The organism is Sphingobacterium sp. CZ-2 (assembly GCF_004526235.1).
Lineage (GTDB): Bacteria > Bacteroidota > Bacteroidia > Sphingobacteriales > Sphingobacteriaceae > Sphingobacterium > Sphingobacterium tenebrionis.
This window is the reverse complement of the sequence record NZ_CP038159.1, coordinates 2,668,298-2,686,300: the sequence shown is the minus strand read 5'-3', so window position 1 is coordinate 2,686,300 and position 18,003 is coordinate 2,668,298. Positions and strand designations below refer to the sequence as shown.

Genomic DNA, 18,003 nt, shown 5'->3' with positions numbered 1-18,003 from the left:
AAAGAGAACCCCGTCATTAAAAAATGGCGGGGTTTTTCTGTTTTTTGTCCTCAAGATTTTGTATCTTAAGGTGCAACCAAAAAACAATATGGCAAACATACAATTCAAAGCGCTTCCATCCAATAGTCCTAGTCTTTTTCCTGAGAATATTTTAGACCGTATCCCCTTGAACCATCCTGTTCGGTTGGTGAGCCAGGTTGTTGACCAGTTGGATCTGGAACATATCATCCGTCAGTATAAAGGAGGGGGAACGACCAGTTTCCATCCCAGGATGCTCATTAAGGTACTGTTCTACGCGTATCTGAGCAATATCTATTCTTGCCGCAAGATCGAGCGCGCCCTGCACGAGAACATCCATTTCATGTGGCTTTCGGGCAACAGTACACCGGATTACCGTACGATCAATTATTTCAGGGGAAAGCGTCTTAAGGGACAGATACAGGAGCTGTTTGCCAGTATCGTTCGGATGCTGCATGATATGGAGTATGTCAGCCTGAAAGTCCAGTATGTAGATGGTACCAAGATCGAATCGGCCGCCGGTCGTTATACCTTCGTTTGGAAGAAATCGATCGAGAAGAACAAGATAAAGCTGGAGGCGAACATCGCTTCGGTCCTTTCGGATATCGATGCACAGATCAGCCGGGACCAATCTTCATTAGGGGATCAGCAGGTCAGCAAGGCCATCGATAGTGCCCAGCTGAGGGAAAAGATCAAATCGATCAATGCCAAGCTCAAAGGAGTGGATAGATCTACCGATAGGCAGCTGAGGAAGCTTGAAGACGACTATCTGCCCCGACTGGAGAAATATGAGGAGCAACTGGAAGTACTGGGAGATCGCAATAGTTATAGCAAGACCGATACCGATGCCGTGTTTATGCGGATGAAAGAGGACCACATGAAAAATGGCCAGCTTAAACCGGCCTACAATACCCAGATCAGCACCGAAGAGCAGTTCATCACCCATTATAGCATCCATCAAACGGCCGCAGATACCACAACCCTGCCCGAACACCTGGAAGGCTTTGAGTCCCATTACGGAAAACAGAGTGAATCCATCGTCGCAGATGCCGGATATGGTAGCGAGCAGAACTACGAGCTGATGGAAGGACAGGGTATAACCGCTTTTGTGAAGTACAATTACTTCCATATGGAACAGAAGCGCAAGGATAAACAGGATCCTTTTTCGGTACAGAACCTATATTACAACCAGCAGGAGGACTTTTATGTGTGTCCGGCAGGACAGAAGCTCAGCTTTATCGGTCATGCAACCAGAGTCAGTGCCAACGGATACACTGCCCAGGTCAGCTGTTACCAGGCTCGGCGATGTGAGGGCTGCCCGATGCGCAGTGGGTGCCATAAAGCTAAAGGCGATCGGCTCATTGAAGTGAACCACAGGCTCAATAAGCTCAAGGATAAAGCCCGGGAAAGACTGCTGTCGGAAGAGGGAATGTACCATCGGAGCAAGCGACCCATAGAAGTGGAAGCTGTTTTCGGTCAGATGAAAAGCAACAACAGGTTTACCCGGTTCACAATGAAAGGACTGGAGAAAGTCGCTGTGGAGTTCGGATTGATGGCCATTGCCCATAACCTCAGAAAATGGGCAAAAAAGTGGAAAGACAAAGCTTTTATCGGTAAACCAGGTGGCAAAAACTCCCTATTTGCGATAAATCAAGCCATCAACATGCTGAAAAGTATAAAACATCGACTTGCAGCCTAATATTGCTCATGAAATTATAATGGAGCTCCAGAAAGCTATAAAACAGAAGAAGGTGCCTTTTTAGACACCTTCTTTTTTTTGTTTTTCAATACTTTTTCAACTTGTTCGGTTCTTGGTGCAAGTGAGGTGTAAGTGACATGTAAGTGAGTTGTAAGTGCAAAAAGTCACTTACAACTCACTTACACCTCACTTAAACCGTACTTAAAACTCGAAGGCAACAGGTCTTTTCCCTATATCCGATAGCAGTAGATATTTCAAAAATAAGCTGTTGCAACATGTTTATAATTAACCAAAAAAGGAAGAATTTCCTTTTCATAAGCTATATTTGTAGGATTGTTTAATAGCATTAATTTAAGCCGTGGATAAACAAAATAAGTTTATCCTTGTTATTAAATTGATTAATTAATTAGTATAAAAGAACATTCAACCGCTTTGAATAGATTTGGCCGTATTGCGTTAAAGACCTTCCTATGGATAATAGGATCAATAATCGCACTCATTCTTCTTGTAATATTCCTCGTTCGTTTACCCGCTGTACAAAATTATATTGTGGGCAAAGTGACCAATTATCTGGAAAATAAAATCGGAACCCCCGTAGATATTGGCCATATCAACATTACCTTTCCTAAAAAATTGGTTCTGGAAAATGTATATTTTGAAGATCAATCCAAGGACACTTTATTGGCTGGACAAGAGTTAAAAGTGGACATCAATATGTTCAAATTATTGAAGAACACGATTGAAATCGAAGAGTTTGAGCTCAAGGGAATTACCGCCAAGATCAATCGATCCCTTCCTGATAGTACTTTCAATTTTGCTTATATCGTGAATGCTTTTGCTACGGAAAAGGAAAGTACAACCACTGCTGATAGCACATCTGCTTTGGTTTTTGATATCGATAAAGTCAATTTTGATGATATTAAGTTTGTCTATAAGGATGACGTTATTGGAACTTCGGCAGACCTTTTCCTAAAACATTTCGATACTAGGGTCAAAAGATTTGATCTGACGAAAAATATGGCCTTTGATATGCCAGTGGTTAACATCGATGGATTAACGGCCGTTATTAAGCAGTGGGCGGTGGCCGAATCGGAAGAAGCACCGGATGCCTCCGATTTCGGAATCAACGACCCAACCGTCGAAGCTACTTCCCTCCTTCCTGATCTCGGTATAAATACCTTGAATCTGAAAAACATCTTGGTGAAATACGATGATGAGGCCAATAACATGAAAACCAAGTTTGACATCAAGGAGTTATTGGCTAATGTTGAACAATTAGACCTGAATAAGGAGATCGTTAAACTAAAAGAGATCAAACTGGATGGTTCTGACTCGGAAGTACTTCTTGGAAAAACCGTTAAAAAGCAGGATGATAAAGCTGATTCAGATACCAGCAGTATTAATTGGGTGGTTTCAGCTGATAAATTGGTCATTGACAAATCCAATTTCTGGTTCAAAGACGATAATCAGCCAAGAACCAAAGGAATTGATTATTTCAATCTTAAAATGACCGATCTAGCAGCGGCCATGGACAATCTTTATTATTCGGCAGACTCCATTTCCGGTGAGCTGGACAATGTAACTGCTAAGGATCATTCCGGATTCTATCTTAAGCAATTGAGAGGCGATTTTATTTATGGAAACCAAGGGGCAACCGTTAAAAACCTATTGATCGAAACGCCAGACACCCGAATTGAGGATGAAATTCAAGTTTCTTATCCTTCTTTAGACGCTGTCTCCAATAATCCATCCAGCATGACCATCTTGGCCAACATCAAGAAAAGCCATATCGACATGCGGGATATCCGTTTCCTGGCTCCTGACCTTGAAAAACAGGAAGTAATGAGACCGTTGATGAACAAACGTTTCTACATCGACGGCCGTGTTACAGGGAAACTCAATGATCTTAGGATTCCACGTTTTGAATTTAAAACGTTAGATAATACCCACGTAATTGCTACCGCCCATATAAAAGGATTACCTGATATGGATAAAATGTACCTGGACCTGAACATCAAGAAATTAGTGACCGGTCGAGCTGATCTTAACCGATTAATCGCTCCTTCTTTGATGCCAGACAGTATTCAATTGCCAAGAAACATCAGTTTGGCAGGAACCTTTAAAGGCGGAATGAGTGGTTTTGATGCCAATTTAAAACTGGTTACCGAGCAAGGGAATGCGACTGTCAATGGAAAATTGAATATGGGTCGCGATACGACTTATAATGCCTTTGTTACGGTAGACAACTTCAATCTTGGTCAATTCCTGAAGCAGGATTCCGTTCTCGGGGTTGTTGCTGCGCAAGCACAGGTAAATGGAACAGGTTTGAATCTGAAAACCATGGTAGCCGATATTACAGGTACCATCAACCGCTTTGACGCGATGGGCTATGGTTATCACGACATCAATTTTGATATGACCGCAAACCGTGGGGATATAGCAGGAACCATCAACAGTGGCGATCCGAATGTCGACCTGGATGCTTCTATTTCTGCAGACATGAGCGGTGCCTATCCGAAGATCTTTGCCGAAATGATGATCGATAGTATCAATTTCAAAAACCTGAAATTGATGGACCAGAACCTTCGCTATCACGGAAAGATCACGGCAGACTTTGAAACCTTCGACCTTGATCATTTAAATGGCGCATTAAAGGTGGTCAACTCCTCTATTGCTTACAATGATGAACGATATGTATTGGATACCGTTGCTTTAACCGCAAAATCCGATACCAGCAAGAATACCTTGATACTAAGTTCGGAATTCTTGAATGGCCACTTGACCGGAAAATATAAATTGACGGAATTAGGCGCATCGATAACCGATATAGTTCGCACCTATTATAATCCTTCGAACGATCGAACTGTACTGACCTATTCACCGCAGCAATTCGAATTTTCTGCTCGCTTGAATAATGCCCGGATCATTAGGGATTTCCTACCTGATTTAGAGGTCATGGACGACATTACCCTAGATGGTACGTTCAATAGCCAGGACAGAACCTTAATGGCTAAACTCTTAGCACCTAAGATTATCTATGCCGGTACGGAAGTAGAAAATGTAGGTATGGATATCATTACGGCAGATAGTACCCTCTACTATAACACCTTGATCGGCCATATCATTGTCAATAACATTGAATTGAACAATACCGTCCTATCGGGTAATGTGGTGGAAAACAAAGTCGATTTAGGGCTTTGGATAAAAGATAAAGAAGATAAAGAGCAGTACCACTTAGGGGCCTTTATGAATGTGGATAACAACAATTATAATTTCTCCTTGAAAGAGGATGGCTTGATGCTGAATTATGAAAATTGGTCCATCAACCCAAACAACCAGTTGACCTTTGGTAGTAATGGCATCCGTGCAAATGCCTTCCGCCTATCCAATGATGGCCAGGAGCTCGTGATCCAATCCAAAGATTCCACACTGAATGCACCTATCGATTTAACTTTTAACAATTTTAGGATCGAGACCATCACCAATATGCTGGAATCAGAATCCTTAAATTTGGGAGGTGGTATCAATGGTAATGCGACAGTTTCGAGATTAGAGGCGAATCCAGTTTTTGTATCCGACCTAACAATCGATAAGTTCTACTTCGGAAAAGATACTATCGGGAATGTGTTGGTAAAGGTGAATAACATCAAGGAAAACACTTATTCTGCAGATGTACGCATTACCGAAAACGGCAATGATGTACAATTGATCGGAGATGTGATCATCCCACCACAAGGCGATATGCAAATTGATGCGACCTTGGATCTGAAACCGATTACGATCAAAACCATCGAAGCCTTCAGTTTAGGGAATCTACAGGGCAGCCAAGGCGATCTTTCTGGAACCCTGAAGATCCGTGGAACAATGGATGCCCCTCGGATCAATGGCGAATTAACATTTAATGACGCCATCATCAATGCATCCATGTTGAACTCCAACATGAAAATTGATGATCAGAAAATATATTTTAACGATCAAGGAATCACTTTTAGACAATTCAACATTGTTGATTCCAAAAATAATACAGCGAGGTTAAACGGATCCATCCGGACCACGACCTATACGGATTTCGATTTCAACCTGAATTTAACAACGGATGATTTCGAGGTGATGAATTCTACCCGTGAGGATAATGATATGTTCTTCGGAAAAATGTATTTAACTTCCAACCTTCGGGTTACTGGTAATTTGGACAAGCCGAAGATCGATGGTAATGTGAAAGCCAATGAGAATACAGACTTCTCTTTCATTGTACCTAACGATGATCCTGGCGTAGCACAACGGGATGGGGTGGTTAAATTCGTGGATAAAAGTGATACCACCAGAGCAAATGTTTTTGCGCAGCTGGATTCCATGACCAAGGTATCGAATACTTTGTCTGGTTATGATATTGCGCTGAACCTAAGTACGGATCGGGAAGCGAAATTCAAGATCATCTTGGATGAAGGAACCCAGGATGCCCTAAATATCCAGGGTGTAGCTGAACTGAATACCACCATTGATGCCAACGACCAGATCATCATGTCTGGTACATTTACAGTGGAAGATGGTGATTATACCTTCTCTTTAGGTCCAATTTCCAAAGATTTCCGTTTCCAGAAAGGAAGTACGATCACTTGGAATGGAGATCCTTTGGATGCGCGGCTGAATATTACTGCAGTGTATACAGGTAAATTTGCCACGTTAGAATTGGTACAGAACCAGATTGGTGCAGAAAGCCAGAACCTCTATAAACAAAGGGTGCCGTTCAATGTATTATTGAAACTGACCGGTGAGCTTTTCAAACCAGAAATCAATTTTGATATCGATCTGGATGAAAGTAATGCTATTGTTTCCCAAGATGTGGTGAGCAAGGTGAACATTGCCCTATCGAATATCCGGGAGGATCCGGCCGAATTGAACAAACAGGTTTTCTCCTTGATTGCATTGGGCAGGTTCATGTCGGCAAATCCATTTGAAAGTTTGTCCGGTGGTGGTGCAGAATCCATGGCGAGAAGTACAGTGAGTTCCTTCTTGACATCGCAATTGAACAACCTTGCTTCGGATTTGATCAAAGGAGTAGAATTGGATTTCAACCTGAATTCAGAAGAGGATTATTTGACCGGAAATGCACAGACCCGTACGGATTTGAATGTGGGCATTTCGAAGATGTTATTTGATGACCGCTTAAAGATTACGATTGGATCAAATTTCGAAGTGGAAGGAAATACAAGACCAGGCGAGAAAGCATCCAACATTGCGGGCGATATTTCCCTGGATTATCAATTATCGAAAGATGGTCGTTATTTTGCACGTGTATATCGCAAAAACCAATATCAAGCGACTTTGCAAGGGCAGTTTGTGGAAACAGGAATTGGTTTTATCATCAATATGAGCTACAACAAATTCAAGGAGCTTTTCATGAATTCAAAAGCCCTTCAGGAATATTATAATACAGATAGTAGAGGATTCCGCCGCAGATTTGATGTAGACCGAATGGAAACGGATACCGCTTATCGAGACAGCGTACGCTTGGTGATCCGCGACAGTTTGATGCGGGTTGATCCAGAATATAGAAAACGTGTGGAAGAGCGCCAAAAAGAAGAACAGTTGAAACAGCAACAACAAGACAGTACAAGCAATAATCTGCCTGATTCTACTGATAGAATCAAGGAATCGAATGAATCGGCCATTAAAAACGAAGATGAGGAAGGAGGAAAAGATGAAAAATAAGTTTTTATTTTCCTGCCTATTTGGCGGAATACTAATTAGTAGTTGTAATCCGACCAAATACCTGGCTGAAGGTGAAAAAATGTATACTGGAGGTGATGTAGAAATTCATCATGATAGTATGAAGGTTGAAAATAAAGAAGCCTTTGAAACATTTCTGGAAGATGCCCTCCTACCGAAGCCCAATTCGAAAATCCTGGGGGTCTATTATAAAGTTGGTCTATGGAACATGGGCGGAGGTCCGGATAGTTCGACCAATTTTTTCAGACGTTGGTTAAAACGGAATGGCCAAGAACCAGTTAAACTAAGCGATGTAAACCGTGAATACAATGAAAATCTTCTACGCGGAAAAATGGAGAACCTAGGTTTCTTCAATGCCCGTGTAGCTTCGGATACCCTCATTGATGGAAAATATGCATCCGTAAAATACGATGCTTATCCGGGAAAGGTCTACCGTATCAATTCGGTCAAATTTGATGTGGATACTATGACGGATCTTGGATGGCGGATCAACTACCCTAGCGATCGTACTTTATTGAAACCCGGTTCAAACTATAATTTGGATGTGATCCTGAACGAGCGCGACCGAATCGATAACGACCTGAAGCTTAATGGATTCTATTATTTCAGTCCGGATAATATTTTGGTGGAAGTGGATAGTACGATTGGAAATCATAAGGTGGATATGTTCGTCACGGTAAAACCGGAAACACCAGAAAAAGCTAGACATCCGCAATATATCGGGAATGTCTACATTTTTCCAGATTATAAGGAAACCTCGGGAACAGCAAGACGCAGGATCCCTAGGAATACTGAAAAATTTGAGGATAAATATTACATCGTAGATCCGGAACGGAAATACCGTAAAAAAGTATTGGCGAATCATATTTTTGTGCAGCCAAAAGATAAATATAGCCGTTGGAGCCATAACCAAACGATCAATCATTTGGTGAATTTGAATGCGTTTAAATTTGTAAAGAACGATTTTGTGGATAGCCCGGATTCCCTGAACCACTTGGATGTTTATTATTACCTGACACCTTTGGAGAAAAGATCGATCCGTTTGGAGCTGATCGGGAAAACTGCTGCAGTTTACAATGGAACGGAAGTAACAGCGAACTGGACTTTGCGGAATGCCTTTAAGGGATTTGAAACCTTGACAGCGTCTGTTTTTGGAGGTTATGAGACCCAGACAGGTGGAAATGTAAACCTGAATTCCAGTTATATCCGATATGGTGCAGAAGTAGGTATTACCTGGCCAAGGCTTCTTTCTCCTTGGAAGTGGGCACCTGCTAGGCAATATATTCCAAAGACGTTCTTAAAAGCGGGATATGAATTCTTGAACAGAAGAACAGCCTATACCTTAAATTCCATGACCTTAAACTATGGATATGCATGGAAGGAAAATAACCAACGGGATCACAACCTGACTTTAGCGGAAATCATCTATGTTCAACCAAGAGGTATTTCGGATGAATATAAAGCGCAGATGGATACTGTTCCAACGTTACGACACATTGTGGATCCGCAGTTTTCTTTTGGTCCAAACTATGTTTATACGTTTACCAATACCATGGAAAACAATAAAAAGCATACGTTCTATGCCAAAGCGGGTCTGAATACGTCCGGAAATATCCTGGGATTGATCCAAGGTGCGGATTTCAATAGTGGAAAAGTTAAGAAATTATTCGGAACAGCCTACTCTCAATTCATTAAAGCGGAGGCTGATATGAGGCATTATATGAAATTAACGGCCAATTCGACCTTAGCTTCTCGTATTATGATCGGTACCTCCTATTCTTATGGAAACTCTCGATCATTACCATACCTGAAGCAGTATTATACGGGTGGTCCTAATGGATTACGTGCCTTCCGTGCGCGTTCTGTCGGTCCAGGATCTTCTCTTCCAGAAAACATTGGCGAGGATAATTTCTTTGCGGACCAGACCGGGGATTTCAAATTGGAATTGAATACGGAGTATAGGGCTAAAATTGCTGGCATGCTGCATTGGGCAGCTTTTGTGGATGCCGGGAATGTGTGGTTGCAGAACCAGGACGACGAAAAACCAGGAGGTAAACTGTCTGGGGCCTTCTTGAGTGAATTGGCTGTTGGTGGTGGTGTCGGATTGCGTCTGGATCTGGACTTCTTGATCCTTCGTACCGACTTTGCGATTCCATTCCGCGTGCCTTATCGTCCAAAGGATGACCGTTGGGTGTTCAAGTATATTGACATTCGGGAAAGGGATTGGCGCAGGGAGAACCTGGTATTCAACTTGGCGATCGGATATCCTTTCTAATAGGTTTTTTGAATCCTTTTTAGTAGATTTAAGGAGCGTAACATAAAACCCGTAAAGCTATGAAAGTAACCGTTGTTGGTGCAGGTGCAGTTGGAGCAACCACTGCAGATAATCTGGTAAGACGTAATATTGCCGAAGAAATTGTACTATTAGATATTAAGGAAGGATTCGCGGAGGGCAAAGCCCAGGATATGATGCAGACCTCTGCCCTACTTGGTTTTGATTCGAAAATTACGGGAGTAACCAATGACTATCTAGCGACAGCTGGTTCTACGGTAGCTGTCATTACTTCAGGAATCCCACGTAAACCGGGGATGACACGTGAAGAATTGATCGGGACCAATGCCAATATTGTAAAAACGGTAGTGGAGAACCTGATCCAACATTCTCCAGATATTATCATTCTGATTGTATCCAACCCGATGGATACCATGACCTATTTAGCTTTAAAATCCAGTGGACTACCTAAAAACAGGATCATTGGTATGGGTGGGGCATTGGATTCCGCTCGTTTTAAATACCAGATTTCAGATAAATTGAATGCTTCGGCAAATGATTTGAATGCCATCGTTATAGGTGGTCATGGGGACACCACGATGATCCCATTGATCAAGCATGCTACTTGGAACAGTATTTCAGTTTCTAGTTTTTTAACGGAAGAAGAGGAAGCTGAAATCGTAAAGAAAACGATGGTAGGTGGTGCTACTTTAACTGCTTTGATCGGGACTTCAGCTTGGTATGCACCTGGTGCTGCTGCCGCAGCGATGGTGGAAAGTATCGTAAGGGATCAGAATCGATTGTTTACTGCATCTGTATATTTAGAAGGCGAATTCGGGCAGGAGGATATTAATATTGGTGTTCCGGTAATTATAAATAATAAAGGCTGGGATAGGATTGTTCCTTTGGAACTTTCGGATGAGGAACAAAAATTGTTCGATGCAAGCGCGGAAGCGGTCAGAAAAATGAACGATGTACTTTTTGATGAGGGCGTTTTAAAGAGATAGTCTAGCGCGTCATTGCGAGGAGACTATTCTTTCCGCGTCATTGCGAGGAGGCACGACGAAGCAATCTTCACACTAATCGAAAATTTTACATAGCATGGAACTTCAAAATCTGGAAAAAAATTTAGAGCGGGAACATGATCTGTTAAAGAGATATGCGAGTCATTACGCAGTCTTAGAAAATGAACGTTATAGAATTATGTTTTATAATCGTCAGACTATGTTTACCATTTTAGGTATTATTATCGGGTGGGTTTTATTTAGTATGTCTAACAGGTTCATAGATAATTTTACTGTTAGCGTATTTGCCCTATTTATATCTTTTGCTGTAGGAATCTTCGGGATGCGATATGTAATAGGTCCAAGACTAGATAATAAAAAGCAAATGGAAATGAAGCAGGCTTCAACCATCCGTTATCAGCCTATTATACAAGAGATGAATGAAATTAACCAATTGTTGGAGCAAAATAATACCATCCCTGCAAAATATAGAACTGTTGATGCTACGGCAAAATTATTGGAATATATTCAAAATAAGCGGATAGACTCCTTAAAAGAAGGATTGAATCTGTATGAAAATGAAATAAGTCGTGACCGGCAAACCAATCGGTTAAATTTTATGGCCGAACAAAACCAACGCATCATTCATAACCAAAAATTTATGCTTAAAAATCAACGTAAAATGATCAATCAACAGACATTAACTAATGTATTGCTATTCTTCAGGTAAACCGAATAATAATAAATCTCCACACTATAAAAACCATAAACTTTTGTTAAAATATATTCTTTAAATGAAATAAACCTTATTTTTGTTTCATGAGGATCATCTTATTAAATCTTGCAATATGCATTGGAATTCTGGGAATTTGTCAAGCACAAAGCGTAGAATACCCAGAACCAGTTGTTGTTTCCTATTACCAAGCCCATATAAAAACCAAGAAAGAAACAATCAAAGGAAATTTTTATAGGGCAACGGTGGAGGAAATCTATTTGATGAAGGATAAGGAGATGAAGAAGATTCCAGTTTCTACCATAAAAAAGATAAAGATTAAATTTGATCGGAAGAAAGAAGCACCCTTATTTAAAGGAATGAGTAAAACAGGTGTTGATATCATGAAATCCAGTTTGACAGATGAGCCTGAAAAAAATCACAACAAAACAGATCAATATGGCAATCTATTATCGGATGCGGATGCCGCGCCTTCAGTTGGAGAGACTTTACTTATAGGGACAGCCACTGTAGCAACGGCTGCCATGGGGAATGAACTTTCAAAATTAGCGCCACAACCAGATATTGAATCCTTCAAGATAAATTATTCCAAGGAGAGATACTTGGAACAATTAGATGAGATTAGGATCTATACCATAGAATTACAAACTTCTCCGGAATATAAATCCATTCTAAAGGACCGGTTAAAAAAAGCGATGAAAAAGAAGAAATTAGCTATATAATTGGAGAAAAAACAGTAGAATTGTATTTATACCAAGTAAATTCATTCTTTACGAGGTTTCACATTCTATTATCCAACTATGCAAAAAATTCCTTTTGAAGTCATCAAACTTCAAGCCGATGGCTACCATATCATTACAGAAGTAGAACTTTACGATCGTAAATTTAAATTAGTTATAGATACCGGCGCATCCAAAACGGTTTTGGATAAAACCACCCTATTGAATTCTGGTATACAAGAGGAACATTTCGAAACTACAGATATCCTATCCACTGGTCTGGGGACCAATAGTATGGAAAGTTTTATGCTTACCATTCCAGAGTTCAAAATGAAGGAATGGTCCATCAAAAACTTCACGACAGCCGTATTAGATCTAAGTTCCATCAATTATGCATACGAACAAATAGGGATAGATCCCGTTATTGGGGTATTGGGAGGTGATATCCTGAAAGAATATGGCGGAATGATAGACTACAAAAAGAATCAATTAACACTTAATCAACGGAAATTAAATTTGAATAAACGCCGTTGAATATGAAGCCGGAGGTAAATATAAAAGCCTAGGGCAATCAGAATACCACATCCACCCATGATATATAAGGTGTTTTTAAGCCCTAGAAATTCAGCAATCGCGCCTGTAATTAAACTTCCAATAGGGAAAATCCCTTGGAAAGCCATGACATAGTAGGACATAGCCCGTGCCCTGTAGGCGGGCATCGCATGGGTCTGGATATAGGTGTTAATGGAAGAATTCTGCATCATCATGGAGAAAGAAACTGCTCCTGTAAAAAATAAAGCCGAAGGTAAATAATGCGCATAAGCCAATAAAACAAGGGCTACGCCCATAAAAAAGGCTGCAAAAAGTATTCGATATCTTAAATTTTCGCCTGATTTCAGTCGGGCCATATTAATGGCACCAATCATGGCCCCTAACCCTGCAGCACTTTCAAACCAAGAAAACGTCCGCTCATTCCCTTGAAATAATTCCCGCGCAACAGCCGGTAATAAGGAAGTATAAGGAATGACCAGAAGACTCGAAAAGGCCAAAATAATGATCAACGAAGTAATATGTGGGGACCTTTTCAGGTATTTAAAGCCTTGAACAAGCCCCTGAAAGGCATTTTCATTAGGTACAATAACCAATGTTTCCTTCACATTCATGAGCATCAAACAGATAATTACCGGAATATAGCTCAGGAAATTGACGGTAAAACAGGCTAATTCACCATACATGGACAAAAGAAATCCTCCAATTGCCGGTCCGACCATCCTGGCGGCATTGAAAATGGAAGAGTTCAGTGCAATGGCATTCGGCAGATCTTTTTTGTCATCAACCAAAGATACCAGTAAAGATTGCCTTGCCAGCACATCAAATGCATTGATAACCCCTTGTATGAACCCTAAAATAGATAAATAAAGTACAGATTCCATTTTAAGATAAACCACTAGCGCTAATAATCCTGCCTGAATCATCAGTCCAATCTGGGTAATAAAAACCAGTTTATATTTCTTATGCCTATCTACAAATGCGCCAATAAATGGTGATAAGACCAAAGAAGGCAACAAAGAAATAAAGGAGACAAAACCTAGCCAGAATACGGAATCAGTGAGTTTATAGACCAGCCAGCTAATGGCAATCCGTTGCATCCAGGTACCCAAAAGGGAGATCGATTGACCGATTACATGTAATCTATAATTTGGATAAGCAAAGGACCTGAAAATCTGCATGTCATAAGATAACAATTTGAAATGGAATTTGTTGCAAAAAGCGCAACAATATACCTACCTTTGCATCATCAAACTCAGTGGCAGCTTGATAATGAAGACAAAATTTTAATCAACATTTTATATCATGAAATTTTTTATTGATACTGCTAATTTAGCTCAGATCAAAGAAGCACAGGACTTAGGCGTACTTGATGGGGTGACAACCAACCCTAGTTTAATGGCTAAAGAGGGTATTTCTGGTGAGGAAAACGTAATTAACCACTATAAAGCGATCTGCGAAATCGTGGATGGTGATGTTAGTGCCGAAGTAATTTCTACCGATTATGAAGGAATGATCAAAGAAGGCGAAGCCTTAGCAGCTTTAGATAGCAAGATCGTAGTAAAAGTTCCTATGATTAAAGATGGCGTAAAAGCGATCAAATATTTCAGCAAAAAAGGGATCAAAACAAACTGTACGTTGGTATTTTCTGCTGGTCAGGCTTTATTGGCTGCTAAAGCAGGAGCGACTTACGTATCGCCATTTATCGGTCGTTTGGATGATATCTCGGTAGATGGATTAGGTTTGATCGAAGAGATCAGAGAGATCTATGATAACTACGGATTCGAAACACAGATCCTTGCAGCATCTGTTCGCCACAGTGCGCATATCCTTGGTTGTGCGAAGATCGGTGCAGACGTGATGACAGGTCCTTTGTCAGCGATTACTGCCCTTTTGAAACACCCATTAACAGATAGTGGATTGGCACAGTTCTTAGCAGATCACGCGAAAGCAGCAGGTAAATAATCGAGTAAAAAAAAGCATCAAATAGCACCTCCCTTTCGTCTTGAAAGGGAGGTTTTTTATGCCCTAAATTTTTCGTAATTTTACCCTTATGAAAACGGATAGAGAAGCAGCATCGAGCATAGAAAAACTAGAGGAATTCAGCCAATTGTTAAGGGCAAATAATCTGAAGATTACCCAACCTAGGTTACGCGTTTTGGATAGTATTTCGGAGAAGCCGACAGCCATTTCACAACCAGACCTGGAGAAAATTTTAGGTACTGAAATCGACCGTGTGACCCTCTATAGGATCCTGGCAAGTTTCGAAGAAAAGGGTATTCTCCATAAAGTTTTCGACCTGAATGGAACGGCTACCTATGCCCTATGTTCGACCAAATGTTCCCAACATCATCACCATGATCAGCACGTGCATTTCATCTGTTCAGTTTGCAATTCCGTCTTTTGCCTGGATGAAATCTCTCTTCCAAAAATTGCCCTACCTCCAAATTTCTCCTTGCATTCCATCGCGATAAATGCGGTGGGATTATGTGATTCCTGTAAAGAAAAGCAAAGCTAATAGTACTGTTTGCATCAGGAAATTCCGACTATAACTTGCTTATGGTCGCAGGATTTCTACTCTTTCGTTTTTTCAAATTCCACCAAAATTTCAATGCTAAAGTACAATTATTTTACGAAGCTAAAATTTAGCTTTTAATTTTTTATTACTCTATTTTATAGCGCCTTATATATATTTATAAAAACATTAATTTTAATAAAATAATTTTTAGCAAAAGACTTAAAAAAGTACGAAAAAATACAACATATTGAAAATCAATCATATATATTTTTATACACCTGCATAATTTTTAGCATATCAAATCATAACTAATAGATATTCAATATTTTTATATAGCTAAAACAAAGTTTTAAATAAGTAAATAAATATTTATTGAATTAGAGCAAACTATCCCGCTCAAAAACCGTTTATATTTTATATATTAGTTCAATAATACAGTCCTGAAAAATCAGGGTTATGTTGTCTAGGAAATTTAATCGGGAACTCCTTCCCTACCCTATAATTTCTAGACAGACATGGGCAAAACAATAGCATATGAAATCAAGAAAAGAAAATCCCTACAAAGAAGTACTCACCCAATTAATCGTCGACATATTTGAAAAATCAGGCAACCAAGCACTGAACTATAAACAGGTTGCTGCGAAGCTTAACATCTCGGATTCGGATTCGAAGGTTGCTATCGCAGACATCCTTTCGGATGGCTCGAAGACCAGCCTTTTCCAACAGCCGGAGCGCGGCAAATTTAAATTGAGACAGCTCAATGTTTATGTAACAGGAAAGGTCGATATGACTGCCGATGGATCAGCCTTCATCGTCCCTGATGATGAGTTTCAAAATGACATTTACGTAGCCCCTCGAAAGCTTCGTCAAGCCCTTCATGGGGACATCGTAAAAGTGCATATTTACGATCGTAAAAAAGGCAAGAAAAGGGAAGGTGAAATCATTGAAATTATCCAACGCGCGAAGACCGATTTCACCGGTACCATTGATATCTCCAGCACCTATGCGTTCTTCCTTCCGGATGACCGGAAAATGCTGCACGACATCTTCATTCCTCTGGACAACCTGAACGGTGCCAAAGATGGAGAGAAAGTGGTGGTCTCCATATTGGAATGGCCGAAGAATGCAAAAAATCCGATCGGTAGAGTAAAATCGGTATTAGGAAAAAAAGGCGAGAACAATACCGAGATGAACGCAATCTTGGCAGACTTTGGTTTCCCGCTGGAGTTTCCTAAAGAAGTGGAAGCAGAAGCGAACGCTATCTCCGATGTAATCAGTCAGGAAGAAATTTCTAAGAGACAGGATTTCAGGAACACGACCACCTTTACCATTGACCCTGCGGACGCGAAGGACTTTGATGATGCAATATCTTTCAAGAAATTGGAAAATGGAAATTATGAGGTGGGGGTGCATATTGCAGACGTGTCTCATTATGTTATTCCCGATAGCCAACTAGACAAAGAGGCATTCGAGAGAGGAACATCGGTATATTTGGTCGACAGAGTTATTCCGATGCTCCCTGAGCGACTTTCAAACAATTTGTGTTCACTTAGGCCTAACGAGGACAAGCTTTGTTTCTCGGCCGTATTTGAGCTTGATGAGCGGGCCAATGTTTTGGATCAATGGTTCGGTAGGACCGTCATTCACTCCGACCGTCGATTCAGCTATGAAGAGGCACAGGAAATCATCGAAGGCAAGGAAGATGAACTTTCAGAGCCCATTTTAAAATTGAACGAATTAGCGTATATCCTTCGTGAGCGAAAATTTAAGAGCGGCGCGATCAGCTTTGAAACGGAAGAAGTGAAGTTTCTATTGGATGATAACGGAAAACCTTTGGGTGTATATACAAAAGTCCGTAAGGATGCGCATAAGCTGATTGAGGACTTCATGTTATTAGCGAACAGAAAAGTTGCTGAATACATCGGCAAGCAAGGAAAAGGGAAAAACAAATTAACCTTTGTATATCGATTCCATGATGTTCCGAACACGGAGACTTTGACAAGCTTTTCGCAATTCGCGTCCCGTTTTGGGCACAGGCTAAGTTTTAAATCCGACAAGGAGACTGCGAAATCCTTGAATATGATGATGGAACAGATCGAAGGTAGTAAGGAACAGAATTTATTGACTTCTTTGGCGATCCGTTCGATGGCTAAGGCAATTTATACGACTAAAAAAGCTTCCCATTACGGACTAGCCTTTGATTACTATACGCACTTTACCTCCCCTATCCGTCGATATCCGGATGTAATGGTGCATAGGTTGCTCCAATATTACCTAGATGGAGGCAAAAAGGTGAATACCGAACATTACGAGAAGATGTCAGAGCATTCTTCCCAGATGGAAAAGAAAGCTGCTGAGGCGGAAAGAGCTTCCGTGAAGTATAAACAAGCAGAATATCTTCAAAACCAGATCGGCACGGAATATACAGGAATTATTTCCGGCGTAACAGAATGGGGAATGTATGTAGAAATTGAGGAGAACAAATGCGAGGGCATGGTGAGGTTAAGGGATATTACCGATGATTTTTACACCCTGGATGAGAAGAATTATGCCATTATAGGTCAACGCAAGAAAAAGGTATATCAATTGGGCGATGAGGTTCAGATTAAAGTGAAGAAGGTTGACCTGGATAAGAGACAGATCGATTTTACGTTGATAAGTTAGTTTTGAAAACTTTAAAAAAAACTTTATACTCAACTCTTTACGATATCAATTATTCTTTATATCTTTGCGGACTTAAAATATTTTTTTAACAAAAAAC

At 40.5% G+C, this 18,003-nt stretch carries 10 protein-coding genes and 1 pseudogene; 10 read left to right on the top strand and 1 reads right to left on the bottom strand.

Annotated elements, in window-relative coordinates:
• Positions 1-88 precede the first annotated feature (88 nt).
• The 7 genes and pseudogenes from E3D81_RS11870 to E3D81_RS11840 all read left to right on the top strand — a co-directional run.
• Positions 89-1,609 (top strand): annotated as a pseudogene (locus E3D81_RS11870) (IS1182 family transposase); the annotation flags it as partial.
• Between the two features lie 657 nt (positions 1,610-2,266).
• A complete protein-coding gene (locus E3D81_RS11865; protein WP_245153210.1) occupies positions 2,267-7,429 on the top strand; it encodes a translocation/assembly module TamB in 5,163 nt (1,720 codons plus the stop codon).
• Entirely contained in the window at positions 7,401-9,722 is a 2,322-nt protein-coding gene (locus E3D81_RS11860) for a BamA/TamA family outer membrane protein (RefSeq protein ID WP_245153209.1), read from the top strand. The genes E3D81_RS11865 and E3D81_RS11860 overlap by 29 nt, the downstream gene beginning before the upstream one ends.
• A 59-nt stretch (positions 9,723-9,781) precedes the next feature.
• A complete protein-coding gene (locus E3D81_RS11855) occupies positions 9,782-10,726 on the top strand; it encodes a malate dehydrogenase (protein ID WP_134777516.1) in 945 nt (314 codons plus the stop codon).
• Between the two features lie 94 nt (positions 10,727-10,820).
• Positions 10,821-11,453: a hypothetical protein gene (locus tag E3D81_RS11850; protein WP_134777515.1), complete on the top strand. Its 633-nt coding sequence runs from the start codon at positions 10,821-10,823 to the stop codon at positions 11,451-11,453.
• Positions 11,454-11,542: 89 nt separating this feature from the next.
• A complete protein-coding gene (locus tag E3D81_RS11845; RefSeq protein WP_134777514.1) occupies positions 11,543-12,178 on the top strand; it encodes a hypothetical protein in 636 nt (211 codons plus the stop codon).
• A 78-nt stretch (positions 12,179-12,256) separates the two neighbouring features.
• A complete protein-coding gene (locus E3D81_RS11840; protein ID WP_099367388.1) occupies positions 12,257-12,709 on the top strand; it encodes an aspartyl protease family protein in 453 nt (150 codons plus the stop codon).
• Here the strand turns inward: E3D81_RS11840 and E3D81_RS11835 are convergent.
• Complete coding sequence (locus E3D81_RS11835; RefSeq protein ID WP_134777513.1) at positions 12,676-13,905, bottom strand: MFS transporter; 1,230 nt, start codon at positions 13,903-13,905, stop codon at positions 12,676-12,678. The two genes, E3D81_RS11840 and E3D81_RS11835, sit on opposite strands and share 34 nt — an antisense overlap.
• A 124-nt stretch (positions 13,906-14,029) precedes the next feature.
• On the opposite strand from E3D81_RS11835, the gene fsa reads away from it, so the two are divergent.
• The 3 genes from fsa (at position 14,030) to rnr (ending at position 17,906) form a co-directional block, all read left to right on the top strand.
• Positions 14,030-14,689: a fructose-6-phosphate aldolase gene (gene fsa / locus E3D81_RS11830; RefSeq protein ID WP_099367386.1), complete on the top strand. Its 660-nt coding sequence runs from the start codon at positions 14,030-14,032 to the stop codon at positions 14,687-14,689.
• 88 nt (positions 14,690-14,777) lie between these two features.
• Positions 14,778-15,242 carry a Fur family transcriptional regulator gene (locus tag E3D81_RS11825; RefSeq protein WP_099367385.1) on the top strand — a complete coding sequence of 155 codons (465 nt, stop codon included), beginning with the start codon at positions 14,778-14,780 and terminating at the stop codon, positions 15,240-15,242.
• Between the two features lie 534 nt (positions 15,243-15,776).
• Positions 15,777-17,906, top strand: a complete 2,130-nt coding sequence (gene rnr / locus E3D81_RS11820; protein ID WP_134777512.1) for a ribonuclease R — start codon at positions 15,777-15,779, stop codon at positions 17,904-17,906.
• Positions 17,907-18,003 lie beyond the last annotated feature (97 nt).